17 protein-coding genes are annotated in these 17,511 nt (G+C 43.2%); all 17 read left to right on the top strand.

Annotation, left to right across the window (positions count from 1 at the left end):
* The first annotated feature begins 5 nt into the window (after positions 1-5).
* The 17 genes from FGM00_RS12475 (at position 6) to FGM00_RS12395 (ending at position 17,502) form a co-directional block, all read left to right on the top strand.
* Complete coding sequence (locus tag FGM00_RS12475; RefSeq protein WP_138853229.1) at positions 6-1,103, top strand: BT_3928 family protein; 1,098 nt, start codon at positions 6-8, stop codon at positions 1,101-1,103.
* 129 nt (positions 1,104-1,232) lie between these two features.
* Complete coding sequence (gene tpiA / locus FGM00_RS12470) at positions 1,233-1,982, top strand: triose-phosphate isomerase (RefSeq protein WP_138853228.1); 750 nt, start codon at positions 1,233-1,235, stop codon at positions 1,980-1,982.
* A gap of 153 nt (positions 1,983-2,135) precedes the next feature.
* Complete coding sequence (prmA, locus tag FGM00_RS12465) at positions 2,136-2,975, top strand: 50S ribosomal protein L11 methyltransferase (RefSeq protein ID WP_138853227.1); 840 nt, start codon at positions 2,136-2,138, stop codon at positions 2,973-2,975.
* A 177-nt stretch (positions 2,976-3,152) separates the two neighbouring features.
* Complete coding sequence (locus tag FGM00_RS12460; RefSeq protein ID WP_138853226.1) at positions 3,153-4,016, top strand: M57 family metalloprotease; 864 nt, start codon at positions 3,153-3,155, stop codon at positions 4,014-4,016.
* 125 nt (positions 4,017-4,141) lie between these two features.
* The gene (locus FGM00_RS12455; RefSeq protein ID WP_138853225.1) at positions 4,142-4,417 is read left to right on the top strand and encodes an ATP-dependent Clp protease adaptor ClpS; all 276 of its coding nucleotides are present in this window, start codon (positions 4,142-4,144) and stop codon (positions 4,415-4,417) included.
* Between the two features lie 139 nt (positions 4,418-4,556).
* Positions 4,557-5,156, top strand: a complete 600-nt coding sequence (locus FGM00_RS12450) for a Crp/Fnr family transcriptional regulator (protein WP_138853224.1) — start codon at positions 4,557-4,559, stop codon at positions 5,154-5,156.
* An 813-nt stretch (positions 5,157-5,969) separates the two neighbouring features.
* Positions 5,970-7,784 carry an acyl-CoA dehydrogenase gene (locus FGM00_RS12445; RefSeq protein ID WP_138853223.1) on the top strand — a complete coding sequence of 605 codons (1,815 nt, stop codon included), beginning with the start codon at positions 5,970-5,972 and terminating at the stop codon, positions 7,782-7,784.
* A 197-nt stretch (positions 7,785-7,981) separates the two neighbouring features.
* Positions 7,982-8,758 carry an SDR family NAD(P)-dependent oxidoreductase gene (locus tag FGM00_RS12440; RefSeq protein ID WP_138853222.1) on the top strand — a complete coding sequence of 259 codons (777 nt, stop codon included), beginning with the start codon at positions 7,982-7,984 and terminating at the stop codon, positions 8,756-8,758.
* A gap of 422 nt (positions 8,759-9,180) precedes the next feature.
* Positions 9,181-10,398, top strand: a complete 1,218-nt coding sequence (locus FGM00_RS12435; RefSeq protein ID WP_138853221.1) for an acyl-CoA dehydrogenase family protein — start codon at positions 9,181-9,183, stop codon at positions 10,396-10,398.
* A 223-nt stretch (positions 10,399-10,621) separates the two neighbouring features.
* On the top strand, positions 10,622-11,689 hold the full coding sequence (locus FGM00_RS12430; RefSeq protein WP_138853220.1) for a phosphotransferase family protein: 1,068 nt from the start codon (positions 10,622-10,624) through the stop codon (positions 11,687-11,689).
* Positions 11,690-11,692: 3 nt separating this feature from the next.
* Positions 11,693-12,073 carry a DUF1330 domain-containing protein gene (locus FGM00_RS12425; protein ID WP_138853219.1) on the top strand — a complete coding sequence of 127 codons (381 nt, stop codon included), beginning with the start codon at positions 11,693-11,695 and terminating at the stop codon, positions 12,071-12,073.
* 221 nt (positions 12,074-12,294) lie between these two features.
* A complete protein-coding gene (locus tag FGM00_RS12420) occupies positions 12,295-13,050 on the top strand; it encodes an SDR family NAD(P)-dependent oxidoreductase (RefSeq protein WP_138853218.1) in 756 nt (251 codons plus the stop codon).
* Between the two features lies 1 nt (position 13,051).
* The gene (locus tag FGM00_RS12415) at positions 13,052-13,828 is read left to right on the top strand and encodes an enoyl-CoA hydratase/isomerase family protein (RefSeq protein ID WP_138853217.1); all 777 of its coding nucleotides are present in this window, start codon (positions 13,052-13,054) and stop codon (positions 13,826-13,828) included.
* Positions 13,829-14,026: 198 nt separating this feature from the next.
* Positions 14,027-15,031 carry an NADP-dependent oxidoreductase gene (locus tag FGM00_RS12410; protein ID WP_138853216.1) on the top strand — a complete coding sequence of 335 codons (1,005 nt, stop codon included), beginning with the start codon at positions 14,027-14,029 and terminating at the stop codon, positions 15,029-15,031.
* A gap of 129 nt (positions 15,032-15,160) precedes the next feature.
* Positions 15,161-16,135, top strand: a complete 975-nt coding sequence (locus FGM00_RS12405) for an NADPH:quinone oxidoreductase family protein (protein ID WP_138853215.1) — start codon at positions 15,161-15,163, stop codon at positions 16,133-16,135.
* A gap of 155 nt (positions 16,136-16,290) precedes the next feature.
* Complete coding sequence (locus FGM00_RS12400) at positions 16,291-17,028, top strand: SDR family NAD(P)-dependent oxidoreductase (RefSeq protein ID WP_138853214.1); 738 nt, start codon at positions 16,291-16,293, stop codon at positions 17,026-17,028.
* Positions 17,029-17,037: 9 nt separating this feature from the next.
* Complete coding sequence (locus FGM00_RS12395; RefSeq protein WP_138853213.1) at positions 17,038-17,502, top strand: MaoC family dehydratase; 465 nt, start codon at positions 17,038-17,040, stop codon at positions 17,500-17,502.
* The last annotated feature ends 9 nt before the right edge of the window (positions 17,503-17,511 follow it).

The following is a 17,511-nucleotide window of genomic DNA, read 5'->3' as shown; positions in this document are numbered from 1 at the left end:
CATAAATGAAATACCTCGTTGGATTTAGCAGAATAATTGTAGGAATCCTTTTCATCATAAGCGGTTTTATAAAATTGAACGACCCTGTAGGTTTCTCTTTTAAGTTGGAAGAATATTTTAGCCAAGGGGTCTTGAATCTACCGTTTTTTGAACCCTATGCCCTCTACATTTCCGTTTTCGTCGTCATTGTAGAAGTGCTGTTGGGGGTGATGCTTTTGGTAGGCTTTCGCGTTAAGTTTACCGTTTGGAGTTTATTGCTCATGATTATCGGATTTACGTTCCTCACGTTCTATTCCGCTTACTTTAATAAGGTAACGGACTGTGGTTGTTTTGGCGATGCTTTGAAACTAACGCCTTGGCAATCCTTTACAAAGGATATTGTTTTGCTACTGTTGATAATCATCCTTTTTGTTGGACGAAGGTTCATTCAACCTATCGTTGGCGATAATGCAAAACGAATTATAACTGTGGTCGCATTGGTCATTTGCGGTTTGTATGCGAACCATGTGCTGAAGCACCTTCCGGTCATCGATTTCAGGCCTTATAATATCGGGGCGAACATAGAGGAGGGCATGGGCATACCGGAAGATGCCCCAAAGGCGATTTATGACTATGCTTGGAAGTTTAATGTGAACGGGGAGGAACAAACAATCGTTACACAAGGCGATTATCCCACGGTGGATGGCGAATACGTAAGTGTTGAAACTACCGAAGTTCAGGCGGGATACGAGCCGCCTATTCATGATTTTACCATTGAGCAGAACGGTGAGGATTTTGCAGCATCGCTTTTGCAAGAGCCCAAATTGGTCATGGTCGTTGCCTATGACCTACAAAAAACGAACACCAATGTATATTCCGAGCTGAAGAAAGTAACAGATAGGGCGATAAAGAACGGGTATAAAGTCATTGGCATGTCGGCTTCGAACAACGAACAATCCTCGGAGTTGGTCAAAAGATATAGCCTTGGGTTCGAATTTTACTTTACCGATGAGACAGCCTTAAAAACCATTGTCCGGTCCAACCCCGGTCTACTGGTTCTGGAAAAAGGAACCATAAAGCAAAAAGTACATTACAATGACATGGATGAACTAAAGTTTGAATAATTAATAAGACCTCCGTGAATCTCATTTTACGCTGTGCACCTCTGTGAAATAATTTTCGTAAAGTCGTAATAGTAGTAAAATCCGAGTCAGAAAGCTTTTACCCAAATTAAAAATACTAAACACTAAAAAATGAGAAGCAAGATAGTAGCAGGTAATTGGAAAATGAACAAAAATCTGGAGCAAACGGAAGCCTTACTGGCGGAACTGGCCGGAAAATTGCCCGACACCGATGCAGAAGTGATGGTAGCACCGACATATGTAAATCTAGCAGCTGCGGTTCGCGCACTGGGTAATTCGACGATAGAAGTTATTGCGCAGAATATGCATTTCGCCGAAAGCGGAGCGTATACTGGCGAAATTTCCGCAGACATGTTGTTGAACATCGGTATCCATACGGCAATTATCGGGCATTCCGAGCGTCGGGCCTATTTTGGTGAAACCGATGAGATTCTTGCCAAAAAAGTGAAGGCTGCATTGGGAAAAAACATCAGGGTGATGTTCTGCTTTGGGGAGGAATTGGAACAGCGGAAATCGGGAGACCATTTTAATTTGGTTGAAAGTCAGTTGCGAAACGCACTGTTTTCGTTGAATGCTTCCGACTGGAGCAATATCGTCTTGGCATATGAACCCGTTTGGGCCATTGGTACAGGGGAGACCGCATCGCCGGAGCAGGCACAGGAAATGCACGCTTTCATACGAAAGACTATTACCGAGGCGTATGACGCTGAGATAGCCGCAAATGTCTCCATCTTATACGGAGGCAGTGTAAAATCTGGCAACGCTGCCGAAATTTTCTCAAAACCGGATGTCGATGGTGGACTCATAGGTGGCGCCTCCTTGGTTGCCGATGATTTTGTGGCCATTATCAAAGCCATCTAACACACAATTATCAGTAAGCTAAGCCAGTTGTCTTTTCCTACATAGGGAATGACGACTGCTCCATTTTTGGTGGTCAGCGAGAATAGGAGGTATCGAAATCCCTAAATTTTCCGTGCTGCTTTGAGTGTCTACCCCCAAAATAAAATTCCAGTTATGTCCAATACGACCTATATTGAATACGCCTTTAAAGTAAATCCTTTACAACCGGCATCCGATATTTTAATTGCCGAGCTGGGAGAGGTGGGTTTTGAAAGTTTTGTGGAGAATGATGAGGGATTGTTGGCCTATATCCAGCAAGAAGATTGGACCGACGGGATTTTGGCATTAGTTCAAGTCCTGCGCAATGACCTATTTGAAATTCACTTCGACTATAAAACTATCGAACAGGAAAACTGGAACGCTACTTGGGAAGAGAATTTTGAGCCGATACTGGTCGATGATAAGTGCATGGTGCGGGCGCCCTTCCATAAAAAAGAGGAAGTGGAGTACGATATCGTCATCATGCCAAAAATGAGTTTTGGTACGGGCCATCACGAAACCACACACATGATGTTGCGCCATGTTCTGAATCATGATTTCAATGGAAAATCAGTATTGGATATGGGAAGCGGAACCGGCGTTCTGGCCATCTTAGCGGCGCTTAAGGGAGCGGCAACTGTTGATGCTATCGATATCGACCATTGGTGTTTCTTGAATGCAAAGGAAAATGTTGATCGAAATGGTTGCGGTCATATTCATGTATATGAGGGAGATGTGTCCCTTCTTAACAGTCAAAAGTACCATGTTATCCTGGCCAACATCAATCGGAATATTTTGTTGAACGATATTCCAGTTTATGCCAGTTGTTTGCACGAAAAGGGTATTCTATTCTTGAGTGGGTTCTATGAAACCGACGTTAAAGTAATCTCAGAGAAGTGTGCTGAAATAGGATTGAATTTTCAAGAAAAATCCAAAAAAGGTGAGTGGGTATCATTAAAATTTATAAAACCTTAAAAAAATCTTAATTCGAGACGTCTATGTGTTAAATTTTTTCGTAGGTATATAAGTATTGTAGGTTTATTCTTAATTATTTCTAGGGATCGTTTTGAATTTTGGTAGCTGCTTCTCTTCTTCTTAGAAGAATTGGTAGCACAATTAATTGCGATCTCTTAACCCCAAACACTTAATATCATGAGAAAATTTAGATTACCATTTTTATTGATTGCCTTTTTGTTCATTCTCAATGCATGTCAAAAAGAAAACACCCCGATTGTAGAAGAACAGGACTCGGCTACAGCGGAAAAAGTTCAAGAGCCTGAATTAGAGATTACCGACGCGGTAGTTCAAACCTTAAAAAGTAATTTTTATAATACCAGCGATATCAAGGTCGTAAATTTTATGCTTCCTGACGGTACTTTCGAAGCACGTTACCAGGTAGAGGATGATATCACGTTTTCGGTGGAGAGTCTTGAAGCCCTACCAGAGGTCAAGAAAGGAAGCGATGCGGAACGAAACTACCACACCAATAACTTGGTTAGCTCTAGAACGCTAACCATAATCGGTTTTACAGGAGGTAATAACGCGCTCACCAGTAAGGAGCAGACCGCACTCCAATATGCTGTGAACAACTACAACCGTCTTAATTTGAGTATCCGTTTTTCACTTACTTTCGGTACCAACTATCAGAATAAGGATATGGTAGTTTACTACAATCCAAATGAATCGGGTAGTGGTGGTTCTGCTGGCTTTCCAAGCAATGGAAATCCAAACAAATTCGTACAGATTTATGGCTTGGACAATTCCTCGGTAGATGTTATAGAGCATGTGATTACCCACGAAATCGGGCATTCCGTTGGCTTCCGGCATACCGACTGGTTTAGTCGCCAAAGCTGTGGTCAAAATGTGAATGAGGGTGCAGGCGGTATAGGTGCGAATCCCATACCGGGCACACCAAGCGGCTATGACCCGACTTCCATTATGCTTGCCTGCTTCAGTAGCAATGAGGACGGAGAGTTCAATAATAATGACATTATCGCACTAAACTATCTGTACTAAAATCAAACCTGTCCGCAGGTTTTGCCTACAATATTGTTAAAAGTACCTGAAAAGGTACTTTTTTTCATTTTAGGGATTATATTTAAAGAGTTGAAAAGGATGATGAATCAAATAATCGATTACAAATGGGTACAATAGAAAAACTTCAGGAAGACCTACTCTTAGCCGAAGAAACGGTAAAGCAGAGCGAAATCGTTCTCTTTAACGATGAGGTGAATACCTTCGACCACGTCATCGAAACCTTAATAGCGGTTTGCGAACACACCCCGGAACAAGCCGAGCAATGTTCCATAATCGTTCATCACAACGGTAAATGTACCGTGAAGACCGGTGAATACGACGAATTGAAACCGCGTTGTAGTAAGCTGCTTCAGGCGGGCTTGAGCGCTGAGATTATATAATTATTCTCTTTTCCTCAAGGGATCCAAAGCGCAAATGCAAACGGTATTCCGGCCTTTTCAGCACTTAGTATTCTAAAATTATTTTGCGTGGTCGGTAGGAACCATCTTAATTGAAATTTCTTTATTTTAAAAATATATCATGAAATTGGCCGTCGAAGTCGACCATCTAAAACACCTTAGGAACAAAATCCTATCCTACACCCAGGTGGATGAGGAATTGCTCGACCGCGAGTTGCGGTATTACAAAAGAATCGAACTTCAAAAGGGCGAGGCCTTGGTCACTGCAGGACAAATAGTCGAACATTTCTACTATGTTGCCGAAGGTTGCATCTATTATTATAAAGTGGAGGAAGGGCAAATTCAGGTGCTGGAATTCTATACAGATGATGTATTTTTTACCGACTTAACTGCCTACGTAAAAGCAACACCTGCACAGCACAATCTCTGTGCTACCGAAGATACCATTGTGTTTGCCGTGAAGAAATCCGATGCAGAGCGTTCCTTTAACCAGTCGCACCAGTTAGAACGTTTCGGGCGTTTATCAATGCAGGAGGCCTTTATGAAATCGTTCAATCGAATTGAACGCTTGAATAGCCGCAGCAATGAAAAACGTTACTTGAGACTGCTCGAAAAGAGACCCGATCTTTTGCAACGCGTACCGCAATATCTAATTGCTTCGTACTTGGGACTTACCCCGGTCGGATTATCAAAAATCAGAAAGCGATTAGCCAAGGTCTAATAAGGCTAAAAAATTATTACGACTTATAAGTTACCTCTCTTTTGGAACGGGCAGAATCGGCAAAGCGATTTCGGTAGCGGATATCTTTCGAAAAATAGCATTGACCGTAAAGTTTTTGTGCGCCCATCAGAATTAAAAACTAATTTTTCTAGAGACGGTTGCCCACCTCTACTTAACAGAATTCGGAATCGCCAGAGCTATTCCAGAATAGAATCTTTTCCGCAAACAGCATTGACTATTAAGTGTTGATTGGCTTTTCAGAATATAAAACTATTTTTTCTATGGAGAACTGCCCACCTCTCCTTAGTAGTAGTAGGAATCGCCAGAGCGATTCCGGAATATAATCTTTTCCACAAAATAGCATTGAGTATAAGGTGTTTGTGCGCTCGTTAGAATGAAAAACTATTTTTTTCTATTGATGCTGTCTATCTCTCCTTGGGAGAGGTCGGAATCGCCAGAGCGATTCCGGAATATAATCTTTTCCACAAAATAGCATTGAGTATAAGGTGTTTGTGCGCTCGTTAGAATGAAAAACTATTTTTTTCTATGGAGAGCTGCCTACCTCTCCTTGGGAGAGGTCGGAATCGCCAGAGCGATTCCGGAATATAATCTTTTCCGCAAAATAGCATTGAGAATAAGGTGTTTGTGCGCTCGTTAGAATGAAAAACTATTTTTTTCTATTGATGCTGCCTACCTCTCCTTGGGAGAGGTCGGAATCGCCAGAGCGATTCCGGGTGAGGACTTTATTAAACCAGTTTAACGACTTTGGCCAAATTTTCAAGTACCTTGAAGAACTTTCAAAAATTCAAGACTATGGCAAATCAATATGTCGATTTAGACACCCTCAAATTTTTACTCTATAAAGTACACGACCTTCAGAGCGTACTCGATCAAGACCGCTATGCGGATTATGATAAGGAGTCCATCGATATGATGTTGAATTCCGTGAAGGATTTTTCCGATAAGGAACTGTTTCCCTTTTTCCGTGAAATGGATGAACATCCAGCCCATTTTAAAGATGGTGAGATTGTGGTACATCCACAGGTCAATAAATATATGAAGGCCGGTGGGGAGATGGGTTTTATTTCCGGCCCGTTCCCATATGAAGATGGGGGTATGCAAATGCCCGCGATGGCATTGAATGCTTCGGCCTATATTCAAGAAGCTGCTAACAACCATTTACCCGGGTATATTGGTTTGACGGTTGGCGCGGCAGAACTGATTACGCATTTTGCTAATCAAGAATTGAAAGATACCTATGTACCCAATATGCTAGAGGGAAAATGGGGTGGGACCATGTGTTTGACCGAGCCGCAAGCGGGTAGTTCCCTTTCCGATATTGTTACTTCGGCAACTCCCGACGGGGACATGTATAAGATTCACGGACAGAAAATTTTTATTTCCGGAGGCGATTACCAAGGTGCCGAAAATATAGTGCATTTGGTTTTGGCGAGAATAAAAGGAGCGCCAGCGGGTACCAAAGGCATATCCCTATTCGTCGTTCCTAAAAATAGGCCTGCCGCCGATGGTAGTTTGAGTCCAAACGACGTGCAGACCGTTGCCGATTTTAAAAAAATGGGACAAAAAGGTTATTGTACGACCCATCTGTTCTTTGGGGATAAGGAAGATTGTCGTGGTTGGCTTGTAGGAGAGGCCAATCAAGGTTTGAAATACATGTTCCTGATGATGAACGGCGCAAGAATAGGGGTAGGTAGAGGTGCTGCGGCTATCGCTACGGCTGCCTATCACGCTTCCCTGAACTATGCCCATGAAAGGCCCCAAGGCCGCCAATTGACTAGCACGGGAAAGAAAGACGCCAATCAGGAGCAGACTTTGATCATCAATCATCCCGATGTAAGGAGAATGCTATTGCTGCAAAAGGTGGTTTCGGAAGGCTCTTTAAGTCTGATTTTCTTAGCTGCGAAATATCAAGATCTCTCCATGTCAAGTGCCGATGCCGATGAACGCGAAAAATATAGGTTGTTGCTGGAGATTTTAACTCCGGTCGTAAAAACATATCCATCGGAAATGGGGAAAGTCGCTGTTGACAATGGGGTGCAGGTCTTAGGCGGATATGGTTTCTGTTCTGACTACATTTTACAACAATACTTAAGGGATATCCGAATTTTTGCGATTTATGAAGGTACAACGGGAATACAATCCCAAGATTTGTTAGGCCGAAAGGTAACCATGAATAATGGTAAGGCCTTGCAATTGCTCTCTGAGGAGATTATGAATTCCATTAAGGCGAGTATGGCTCATGAGTCCTTGGCACCATACGCGAAAAAATTAGGAGCAAAATTAGAGTTAACACAGCAAGTATTGCAATCCTTGATGGGTTTTGCGATGAAAGGCGACTATCAGCGCTTCTTGGCCGATGCCACTCCGTTCATGGAATTCTTTAGTAATATTCTTATTGGTTGGTTGTGGTTGGACATGGCCCGCGAGGCACAAAACGCTCTTGTTACCGGGAATACGGAAAATAGTACGGATTTCTATGAAAGTAAAATCCATGCCATGCAATTCTATTTTAAATACGAACTTCCCAAAACCAGCGCACTAGCGGAAATTTTAATGGACAACGAACAAGCGTTGACGATTGGAACGGACAAGAAGGTTTTTGCATAATCAATGGGAAAAGGGAGGATAGAAAAGAGTGTTTTTTTAGGGCTCCTTTCTTGGCCAAGGGGAGGTGCATTCATTACGAAGAAATAAAGACGGAGGGTTTTGAAAGCCCGAGCCATTGGTAAAATTCCTGACCATAAATCAAAAACAAAACCACCAACAAACAGATTCCTGCCTCCGCAAGAATGAAAACAAATAAAATGAAGAGCATAAAACAGAAATTCGACCTCAAGGGAAAAGTGGCAATCGTAACGGGCTCTAGTAAAGGAATTGGCTTGTCGATTGCCAAAGGATTGGCCGAAAATGGGGCCAAGCTGGTCATTAGCAGCCGAAAGCAGGCTGCTGTAGATATGGTTGCTGAAGAATTCAAGAAAGCAGGTTTGGAAGCTATTGGATTGGCCTGTCATATCGGTGATGCGGAACAACGTAAAGTGCTGGTTGCAAAAACAATGGAGCAGTATGGCCGAATCGACATCTTGGTGAACAATGCGGCTATCAATCCTTTTTATGGTCCTTTGGAAACCTCAGGGGAAGAGGTGTTTGACAAAATAATGAACGTAAATGTAAAAGCGCCTTGGTTGCTTTCCAACTTGGTGCAACCCCATATGAAAGCTCAGGGTAGCGGAAGCATTATCAATATTTCTTCGGTGGAAGGCATACATCCCGGTTTTCGTTTAGGGCTTTATAGCATGACGAAATCAGCATTGATCATGTTGACAAAAAATCAAGCAAAGGAGTGGGGTAGGTATGGCATCCGCTCCAATGTCGTTTGCCCGGGACTCATTAAAACCAAGTTCAGCGAAAGCCTATGGTCCGATGAAAAACTGGCTGCCGGATATAATCAAATGGTACCCTTGAAAAGAATGGCGGAACCCGACGAAATGGCCGGAGTAGTAATGCTCTTGGCCTCCGATGCCGGGTCGTATATGACAGGAGGCGTATATGCCGCCGATGGTGGGTATTTAATTTCAGGTTAAGAGGAGGGAAAAACGAAGTTGGAAATACAAGGGACAAATTTTGAAAGTGAATGTTTGACCTAGCATTTGGTTAAACTTCAAAACAAAAATGAAAAATCAAAAGCCAACTGTCACGCTGAGCCTGTCGAAGCGCAGATGAAAGAATATAGGAGTCAATATGAACTCCGAGCAAATAAAGGTCAAATCAATTGCATTTGTCACGCTGAGCCCGTCGAAGCGCTAGTGAAAGCAAACCACGGTCTAGATGAGCTTCTAAAACAAACGGACAAATCAAAAGCGAACTGTCACGCTGAGCCCGTCGAAGCGCCATTAAGATAGAAGAATACGGTCAAGGCGAGCTTCGAACATAAACAGACAAATTTAAGGCCTTTTATCACGCTTAGCCTGTCGAAGCGCCTCAAAGAAAATAAGATAAAGTCAAGATGAATTTTGAATACACCGACAAATCAAAAACCCTTCAGGAAAAGCTAAAGCAGTTTATTGCAAAAAATGTTACTCCAGTAGAAAATGAGGTAGCAGCTTTCCACAGAGACCCCGCCAATGTATGGAAAAAATGGCCAGGTCTTGAAGCGCTAAAACAAAAGGCAAAAGACGAAGGTTTATGGAATCTTTTCCTTCCTATTGGGTATGGCGATTTGAGTCCAGGATTAACCAATCTGGAGTACGCCCCCTTGGCTGAAATTATGGGGCGGATTTTATGGTCTTCCGAAATATTCAATTGTAGCGCCCCCGATACCGGAAATATGGAAGTACTGGCCAAGTACGGTACGCCCGAGCAACAGGAAAAGTGGCTGAAACCCTTAATGAATGGGGAAATTCGTTCGGCATTTCTTATGACCGAGCCAGATGTCGCTTCTTCCGATGCGACAAATATCGAAACTTCGATTGTTGCTGATGGTAACGAGTATGTCATCAATGGTACAAAATGGTGGTCCTCCGGCGCGATGGATCCGAATTGCAAGATTACCATCGTCATGGGTAAAACCGATTTTGATGCGCCGCGACACCTACAACAAAGCATGATTTTGGTGCCTATGGATACGCCTGGATTGCAAATCGTGAGGCCTTTGTCCGTTTTTGGGTATAATGACTCCCCGGAAGGACACGCTGAAATAATCTTGGATAAGGTGCGCGTTCCGAAGGAAAATTTATTGGTCGGTGAAGGACAAGGCTTTGCCATCGCCCAAGGCCGTTTGGGGCCCGGACGGATTCATCATTGTATGCGCTTGATCGGTATGGCCCAACGGGCGTTGGAAATGATGTGCGAACGCACCACGCAACGCAAACCTTTCGGAAGAACCTTGGATACCTATAGCAGCATTCGTCAAGATGTTGCGAATTCCGTTTGTGAGATAGAACAAACACGGCTATTGGTGCTTTCCGCTGCGGATAAAATGGACAGGATGGGGAACAAAGAGGCGAAAGATTTGATTGCCATGATCAAAATCGTAACACCGAACATGACCTTGCGTGTGGTAGATAGGGCCATGCAGATTATGGGTGGGAAAGGGGTGAGCAGCGATACCCCTTTAGCGCACTTTTTCGCCGCCGCAAGAATGCTCAGATTGGCCGATGGCCCCGATGAGGTACATATGAGCCAGCTTGGTAAGAATACAATCAAAAAATATACAAAAGAATAAAGATGTTTTTGAGATGCATGGGTTGAAAAAGCCCGGACCCTAGGTAAACGACCTAGGGACAAGCCCACGAAGCACCAAAAGGAAAATTACAATTGATTTCGACGCAGACGTCGGAGTATTTTAAATCTCGATTATCGAGTAAGGTAATAAACTATAAATATAAACTAGCACCTAAATCAAGCAGATTTTCTCCTTCGAGGAAATGATAATAAATTAGTTACTAATGAACACAAAACCAGTTCGCGAAGGCGAGGAACTCAATCAAGACGATCTCAAGAAATTTCTTCTGGAGCATAACTTGATTGCAGATTCAAATAGCGAATTGCAAGTCAGTCAATTCTCGAATGGTTTTTCCAACCTTACTTATCTTTTAAACATTGAGGAAAGAGCATACGTTTTAAGACGTCCACCATTTGCTGCGCCCAAACGCGGGCATGACATGGGCAGGGAATTCAAGGTAATCCGTAACTTGAATACAGTTTTTGACAAAACACCCAAAGCATTTGCTTATAGCGAGGATACAACAATTCTTGGAGCTCCTTTTTATGTAATGAGCAAGGTCGAAGGGGAGATTTTGACAGCAAAGGAAGCTCACAAAAGACAGGTAACGCCCGATGAATTTAGAACCATTTCAAATACGTGGTTAGATACATTTGTGGCCTTTCACAATATCGATTACAACGCCGCGGGATTGGAAGATTTAGGACGACCGGAAGGGTATATCGAGCGTCAGGTGACCAATTGGAGCAAGCAGTATTTGGCTGCTGCAACAGATGATGTCCCAACCGCAAAAAAAGTGATGGTTTGGATGCAAGAGAATCAGCCCAAGCATTACGATCATACCATCATTCATAACGATTTTAAGTATGATAATGTGGTTTTTAAAGATGATTCTTGGAAGGACATCGCAGCTGTTTTAGATTGGGAAATGTGTACCTTAGGAGACCCCTTGATGGATTTGGGAACCTCTTTGGGCTATTGGACCACAGCTGCGGATCCGGATTTTATGAAACAAGGATTGCAGTCTCCCACCGTTATGCCCGGCAATCCGATACGCACGGAACTCGTACAGCAGTATGCGACCAAGAGTGGGCGGAATATTGACAATCTGATATTCTATTATGCCTATGGCCTGTTTAAAATAGCGGTCATAGCACAACAGATTTATTACCGATACAAGAATGGCCATACGAATGACCCAAAATTCGCTTTTTTAAATAAAGCATCCGAACTGTGTTGTAACACAGCGTGGCAGGCGATTCAGAAAAAGCAAATCGACAACTTATTTTAGTCTATGAACGAGAATTCTTATTTGGAAATCAATATAGAACAGTTCAACGCATTTAAGCAATTGCCTGTGAACACGCCCGTGGTGATGTTGAATTTATTGAAATTTAAGGACGTGGTTACAGAAACGGGATTATCAGGAGAGGCATCCTACAAAGAATATATGCGGCAGGCCGCTCCCTTTTTTGCAAAGGCAAATGGCGAAGTTCTTTTTTTGGGGAAACCACGAGCAATGCTTATCGGTCCGGAAGATGAATATTTATGGGATAAAGTGTTACTTATAAGATATAATACGATTGTCGATTTTCTAGCGATGGTGCAAGCAGAGGGATATCCTTCCCATTTGAGAAAACAAGCTTTGGAAGACTCTAGATTGATTCATTGTTAGTGAAGGATATGATGATGAAATTTACCCTCTTGAGAGTCTTTGCTGCGGGAGTAGTGTGCGAGCTGAAGCGCTTGACATTTAGAGACTAAGGATTAAGAATTGTAAGTAGGGGCGTGTAAAGCCCAAGTCTTTGTTAAAAATTAAGGAATATATAGTAAGACAACAAAACCAATATTAAGCGGATTCCCGTATTCACGGGAATGAAAATAAATTTTCTTTCAATGAACCTAAAAAACAAAATAGTCATTATAACGGGTGCCGGAAGCGGTATTGGTGCGGCCACTGCCAAGCTTTTCGGAACCCATGGAGCCGTTGTTGTAGCTTCTGATATTAATTTGAACAACGCCCAGAAAATAGCCGGTGACATCACCGAGGCAGGAGGCATTGCATCTGCCATAAAGACCGATGTTACCCAATATCAGGAGGTGGAAGCCCTTATTGCAAATACAATCGAGAAACATGATAGGCTAGACGTTATAGTGAACAACGCGGGTATTGGAGGCAAAGAGCAATTAAAAACGGCTGAGCACACCCACGACGATTGGCACAATGTTATTGCCGTAAACCAGACGGGGGTATTTTACTGTATGAAAGTTGCCCTGCAACACATGATGAGACAAGGGCACGGCAATATCGTTAATGTAGCGTCTTTGGCAGGTTTAAAGGCCTCCGGACATAATCTATCCTACAGTGCGAGCAAATTTGCGGTAGTCGGCATGACCAAATCCGCTGCGCTGGAATACGCCAGAAAAAATATACGCATCAATGCGGTTTGTCCAGGGTTTACCCATTCAGCACTCTTAGATCAGTTGCTGGCGGTAAGTCCAGATATGGGGGAAAAATTAAAACGATTTATCCCTATGGGCCGATTTGGCGAGGCCGACGAAATCGCGGAGGCCATCTGTTGGCTGGCTTCTGAAAATTCAAAATTCATAACTGGCCAAACGATAACGTTGGACGGCGGAACATCATTATAATATGGAATTCAAAACACTAGAGATAACACACAAAACAAACTACGCCATTGTTCAGATGAACCGTGGTAAAGTCAATGCTATTAACCATGAGATGGTTATGGAACTTCGGGCCGTCTTCAAAGCGTTGGGTGAACATGAACAGGTATACGGCGTAGTCCTAACCGGCCAACCGCATTATTTTTCAGCCGGATTAGATCTGATAGAATTATATCAATATGACAAAGACCAAATCACGGACTTTTTTGGGGCGTTCGGGGCCTTGTACTTGGAGATGGTACAATTTAAAAAACCCCTTATTTCGGCAATAACGGGACATTCGCCTGCTGGAGGATGTGTGTTAGCGGTTACCTGCGACAATCGCTACATGGCAGAGGGCGATAAGTACGTCATTGGCCTGAACGAAGTTGCCGTAAACATTCAGATAAGTCAGAACTTAACCGAAATCTACGCATTTTGGATGGGCGATGGGCGCGCAAGCAGGTATATTCTGGAAGGGAAACTCCTCTCTGGTCAGGAAGCATTGGAAGCCGGATTGGTAGATGAGCTTTTGCCTTTGGCGAACGTCCTGCAGCGGGCTGAAAAGCAGATGCAGCTTTATATGAAAGCGGATCAGGAAATTCTTAGGAATACCAAAGCCAAACTTAGGGAACACCTCTGGAATAAGTTGGATTTGAATGCGGAAAACTCCCTAAAAGAAGCATCCGAACTCTGGTGGAAACCCGAAATACGAGCTAAAATGAAGATGTATGTAGAAAGTTTTTCGAGCAAAAAGAAATGACAGTACGAGTTCGAAAAACTTTCTATAGGCAGATTGAAAGAACGTACCAAGAAAAAGGGAAAATGAACCACCACCTTTTTCCATAGAGAGCTACTTGTGTCGGGGTTAAGAGCTTGATTAATAGTTATTTATTGGAAAAAATAGAACAAGTAACAATTAGATTTTGTCTTAGAGGAAATAAAATTTAAAAACATAGAAATGAACAAACAATTATTATTTGTGAAAAGACCTGACGGGGAAGCCGATGCTTCTACTTGGTCATTGAAAACAAACCCTATTCCTGAAATTAAGGACGGGGAAGTATTGGTACAACAGCATTATATCTCCTTGGATCCTGCCATGCGTGGATGGATGAACGAAGGAAAATCATATATAGAACCTATGGAAATCGGATCCGTAATGCGTGCCGGTTCGGTAGGTCAGGTAATCGAAGCGAAGAACCATCCCCACTTTAAAAAGGGCGATTATGTTTCGGGTTATGCCGGCGTACAGCAATATATTGCCACAGAAGGAAAAGGTTATTTTAAGGTAGACCCGAATTTAGTTCCACTGCCGACCTATATCGGTACCTTGGGAATGCCGGGAATGACCGCCTATTTTGGTATTACGGAAGTGGGCAAGATAAAGGAAGGTGATGTAGTTTTGGTTTCGGGAGCTGCAGGCGCTGTCGGAAGTATTGTAGGGCAGGTAGCCAAAATAAAGGGAAGCCGCGTAGTAGGCATCGCTGGTGGGCCGGAAAAATGCAAATACGTGGTCGATGAACTGGGTTTTGATGCTTGTATTGATTACAAAAATGAAAATGTAAAGGAAAGGCTTAAACAAGAATGCCCGAAAGGGTTGGATGTTTATTTCGATAATGTCGGGGGAGAAATTCTTGATATTGCTTTAGGCCGTTTGCGAATGCATGCCCGAATCGTGATTTGTGGTGCCATTTCGCAATACAACAACAAAGAAGGTATGAAAGGTCCTAGCAACTATTTATCCCTTTTGGTAAATCGTGCGACCATGCAAGGAATGGTCGTTTTTGATTATGCCGATCGTTATGCGGAGGGAGCCAAAATTCTTGGCGAATGGATGGCGCAGGGGAAAATAAAAAGTCGTGAGGATATCTATGAGGGAATCGAAAATTTCCCAGAAACATACAATCGACTTTTTACAGGTGATAAAATGGGGAAGCTGGTTTTAAAAGTAATTGAAGAGTAGGAGAAGTTGGACGCTCAAAGTTGGAAGTTTTCCTGTAGACTGTCACTTCGAGCGTAGTCGAGAACATAGGAACGCGAATATTCAAAAGATTCCCTCCGTCGAGGGAAGGAAAGGTAAAAGCACTTATTCATGAAAGCAATACGATGTAAGGCATACGGACCACCATCTTCTTTAGTTTTGGAAGAAGTTGACAACCTAAAACCAAAAGCCAAGGAAGTTTTGGTTAGTGTTAAAGCGTGCGGACTGAACTTTCCCGATACGCTTATCATCCAGGGTTTATATCAGTTCAAACCGGATTTGCCCTTTACGCCTGGCAGCGATGTTGCCGGTATCGTTAAGGAAGTAGGCGAAGAGGTAACGCATTTAAAAGTGGGGCAGGAAGTTTTTGGATTTGTGGCCTACGGTGCTTTGGCCGAAGAAGTAGTAGTTCCCGCCAACGCTTGTTTTCCAAAACCGCCTCAAATGGATTTTCCAACTGCCGCCTCTTTTCTGATGGCCTACGGGACCTCTTATCATGCCCTAAAAGATAGAGCACATTTGGCCGAGGGGGAAACGCTATTGGTTTTGGGTGCCTCCGGTGGGGTCGGAATAGCAGCTGTAGAACTGGGTAAATTGATGGGTGCAAAAGTAATCGCTGCCGCTTCCACCGAAGAAAAGTTAGCCTTATGTAAAGAATATGGTGCGGATGAAACAATCAATTATGTCGCTCAAGATTTAAAGGCTACCATTAAAGAACTGACCGAAGGCAAAGGTGTCGATGTGGTTTACGACCCTGTCGGGGGAACGTTTTCAGAGCCAGCCTTACGCGGTACGGCATGGAACGGACGATTTTTGGTAGTGGGCTTTGCAGCCGGTGATATTCCAAAGATTCCCTTGAACCTTCCTTTGTTAAAGGGCGCTTCGATAGTAGGTGTTTTTTGGGGAGCTTTTGCGATGAAAAATCCCAAAGCAAATATGCAGAACAGTATGCAGTTGATGCAATGGCATGCCGAAGGAAAACTGAAACCGCATATTCACGCTATTTATGATTTAGCCGATACAGCGAAGGCACTGGAAGAAATGACCAATCGAAAGGTAAAAGGGAAGTTGATTGTGAAGGTTTAGTTTGCGTTGGGACGGAAGAAGGAAGAGGGAAGAGGGAAGACACCACAACGGCAGGATTCCCCCCCCCTTTAGGGGGGCTCAGAGGGGGTATTTTGAGAAACGTTCATTTCATGAACAATAGATACTCATTAATGATGTAATTAAATAGAAACAATATGCGTTTAAAAAACAAAATAGCAGTAGTGACCGGAGGGTCCAGAGGAATCGGCCAAGCAATATCGGAATTATTCGCGAAGGAAGGTGCAACGGTAATCATCGTAGATCTCTTGCCTCAAGGTCAAAAAGTGGCGGACGATATCAATGCCAATGGTGGGAAAGCCGAGTTTCATTCTGTTTCCGTAACAGATAAAATGGCTATTGAATCGCTCTTCGCTGCCACAAACGAAAAACATGGTAGTCTGGATATCCTTGTAAATAATGCAGGAATCACCCGGGACCGCACGCTGGAAAAGATGAGTGAGGATGAATGGGATGCTGTAATTGACGTAAATCTGAAAGGAGTGTTTTTATGTACGCAGGCGGCCGCACCTTATATGAAAGCGAATAAATACGGCCGAATTGTTAGCGCAGCCTCCAATGTAGGCCTGCGAGGTAATTTTGGTCAAACCAATTATGCGGCCACAAAGGCAGGAGTGATTGCAATGTCGAAAACATGGACGATGGAATTGGGTAAACACGGAATCACCGCGAATGCCATTGCCCCGGGTTTTACGATGACCGATATGGTAGATAAAATTCCCCAAGAACATTTTGCAGCCATAAAAGAAAGCATTCCCTTGAAAACGGTAGCCCAGCCCATAGATATCGCTTACGGCTATTTATACCTGGCGTCGGACGAGGCTCGCTTTGTTTCGGGAATTTGTTTGACAATCGATGGAGGAACTTCACGCTAAATCATAAAAATGGCAAAATTAGAACCAGATAGTTTTCAGGAATTTAGAGAGTTGGAAGGCAAGGAACTTCCAACAGGAGATTGGCTATCCGTAACCCAGGACATGATCAATGATTTTGCAAAAGCCACCATGGATTTTCAATGGATTCATGTGGATGTGGAAAAAGCAGAGAAATATTCCCCCTTTAAAAAGCCTGTTGCCCACGGCTTTATGTCGGTTTCCCTGTTGGCTAAAATGCTGGGTGATGTCATTAAAGTAAAGTCGGTACAAATGGGCGTAAACTACGGTTTGAATAAAGTCCGTTTTCCTGCACCGGTTTTGGTAGACAGTCGATTGCGACTAGTGTCCAGGATTTCGAATATCGAGGAGTACGGCGATACCGGATTGAAAATCACTTGGAATTGCACCGTTGAAATGGAAGGTTCCGAGAAGCCGGCCTGCGCTGCCGAGTTTTTAAGTTTGATGTTCGAGTAAGCCGAAGTA

The sequence above is a fragment of the Aggregatimonas sangjinii genome, assembly GCF_005943945.1.
Taxonomy (GTDB): domain Bacteria; phylum Bacteroidota; class Bacteroidia; order Flavobacteriales; family Flavobacteriaceae; genus Pelagihabitans; species Pelagihabitans sangjinii.
Note: the sequence above shows the minus strand (reverse complement) of the source record. Positions and strands in the feature narration are given on the sequence as shown.

Coding starts and splice junctions, on each gene's coding strand:
- FGM00_RS12475 (WP_138853229.1), top strand. CDS start 6: ATGAAATACCTCGTTGGATTTAGCAGAATAATTGTAGGAATCCTTTTC.
- tpiA (WP_138853228.1), top strand. CDS start 1,233: ATGAGAAGCAAGATAGTAGCAGGTAATTGGAAAATGAACAAAAATCTG.
- prmA (WP_138853227.1), top strand. CDS start 2,136: ATGTCCAATACGACCTATATTGAATACGCCTTTAAAGTAAATCCTTTA.
- FGM00_RS12460 (WP_138853226.1), top strand. CDS start 3,153: ATGAGAAAATTTAGATTACCATTTTTATTGATTGCCTTTTTGTTCATT.
- FGM00_RS12455 (WP_138853225.1), top strand. CDS start 4,142: ATGGGTACAATAGAAAAACTTCAGGAAGACCTACTCTTAGCCGAAGAA.
- FGM00_RS12450 (WP_138853224.1), top strand. CDS start 4,557: ATGAAATTGGCCGTCGAAGTCGACCATCTAAAACACCTTAGGAACAAA.
- FGM00_RS12445 (WP_138853223.1), top strand. CDS start 5,970: ATGGCAAATCAATATGTCGATTTAGACACCCTCAAATTTTTACTCTAT.
- FGM00_RS12440 (WP_138853222.1), top strand. CDS start 7,982: ATGAAGAGCATAAAACAGAAATTCGACCTCAAGGGAAAAGTGGCAATC.
- FGM00_RS12435 (WP_138853221.1), top strand. CDS start 9,181: ATGAATTTTGAATACACCGACAAATCAAAAACCCTTCAGGAAAAGCTA.
- FGM00_RS12430 (WP_138853220.1), top strand. CDS start 10,622: ATGAACACAAAACCAGTTCGCGAAGGCGAGGAACTCAATCAAGACGAT.
- FGM00_RS12425 (WP_138853219.1), top strand. CDS start 11,693: ATGAACGAGAATTCTTATTTGGAAATCAATATAGAACAGTTCAACGCA.
- FGM00_RS12420 (WP_138853218.1), top strand. CDS start 12,295: ATGAACCTAAAAAACAAAATAGTCATTATAACGGGTGCCGGAAGCGGT.
- FGM00_RS12415 (WP_138853217.1), top strand. CDS start 13,052: ATGGAATTCAAAACACTAGAGATAACACACAAAACAAACTACGCCATT.
- FGM00_RS12410 (WP_138853216.1), top strand. CDS start 14,027: ATGAACAAACAATTATTATTTGTGAAAAGACCTGACGGGGAAGCCGAT.
- FGM00_RS12405 (WP_138853215.1), top strand. CDS start 15,161: ATGAAAGCAATACGATGTAAGGCATACGGACCACCATCTTCTTTAGTT.
- FGM00_RS12400 (WP_138853214.1), top strand. CDS start 16,291: ATGCGTTTAAAAAACAAAATAGCAGTAGTGACCGGAGGGTCCAGAGGA.
- FGM00_RS12395 (WP_138853213.1), top strand. CDS start 17,038: ATGGCAAAATTAGAACCAGATAGTTTTCAGGAATTTAGAGAGTTGGAA.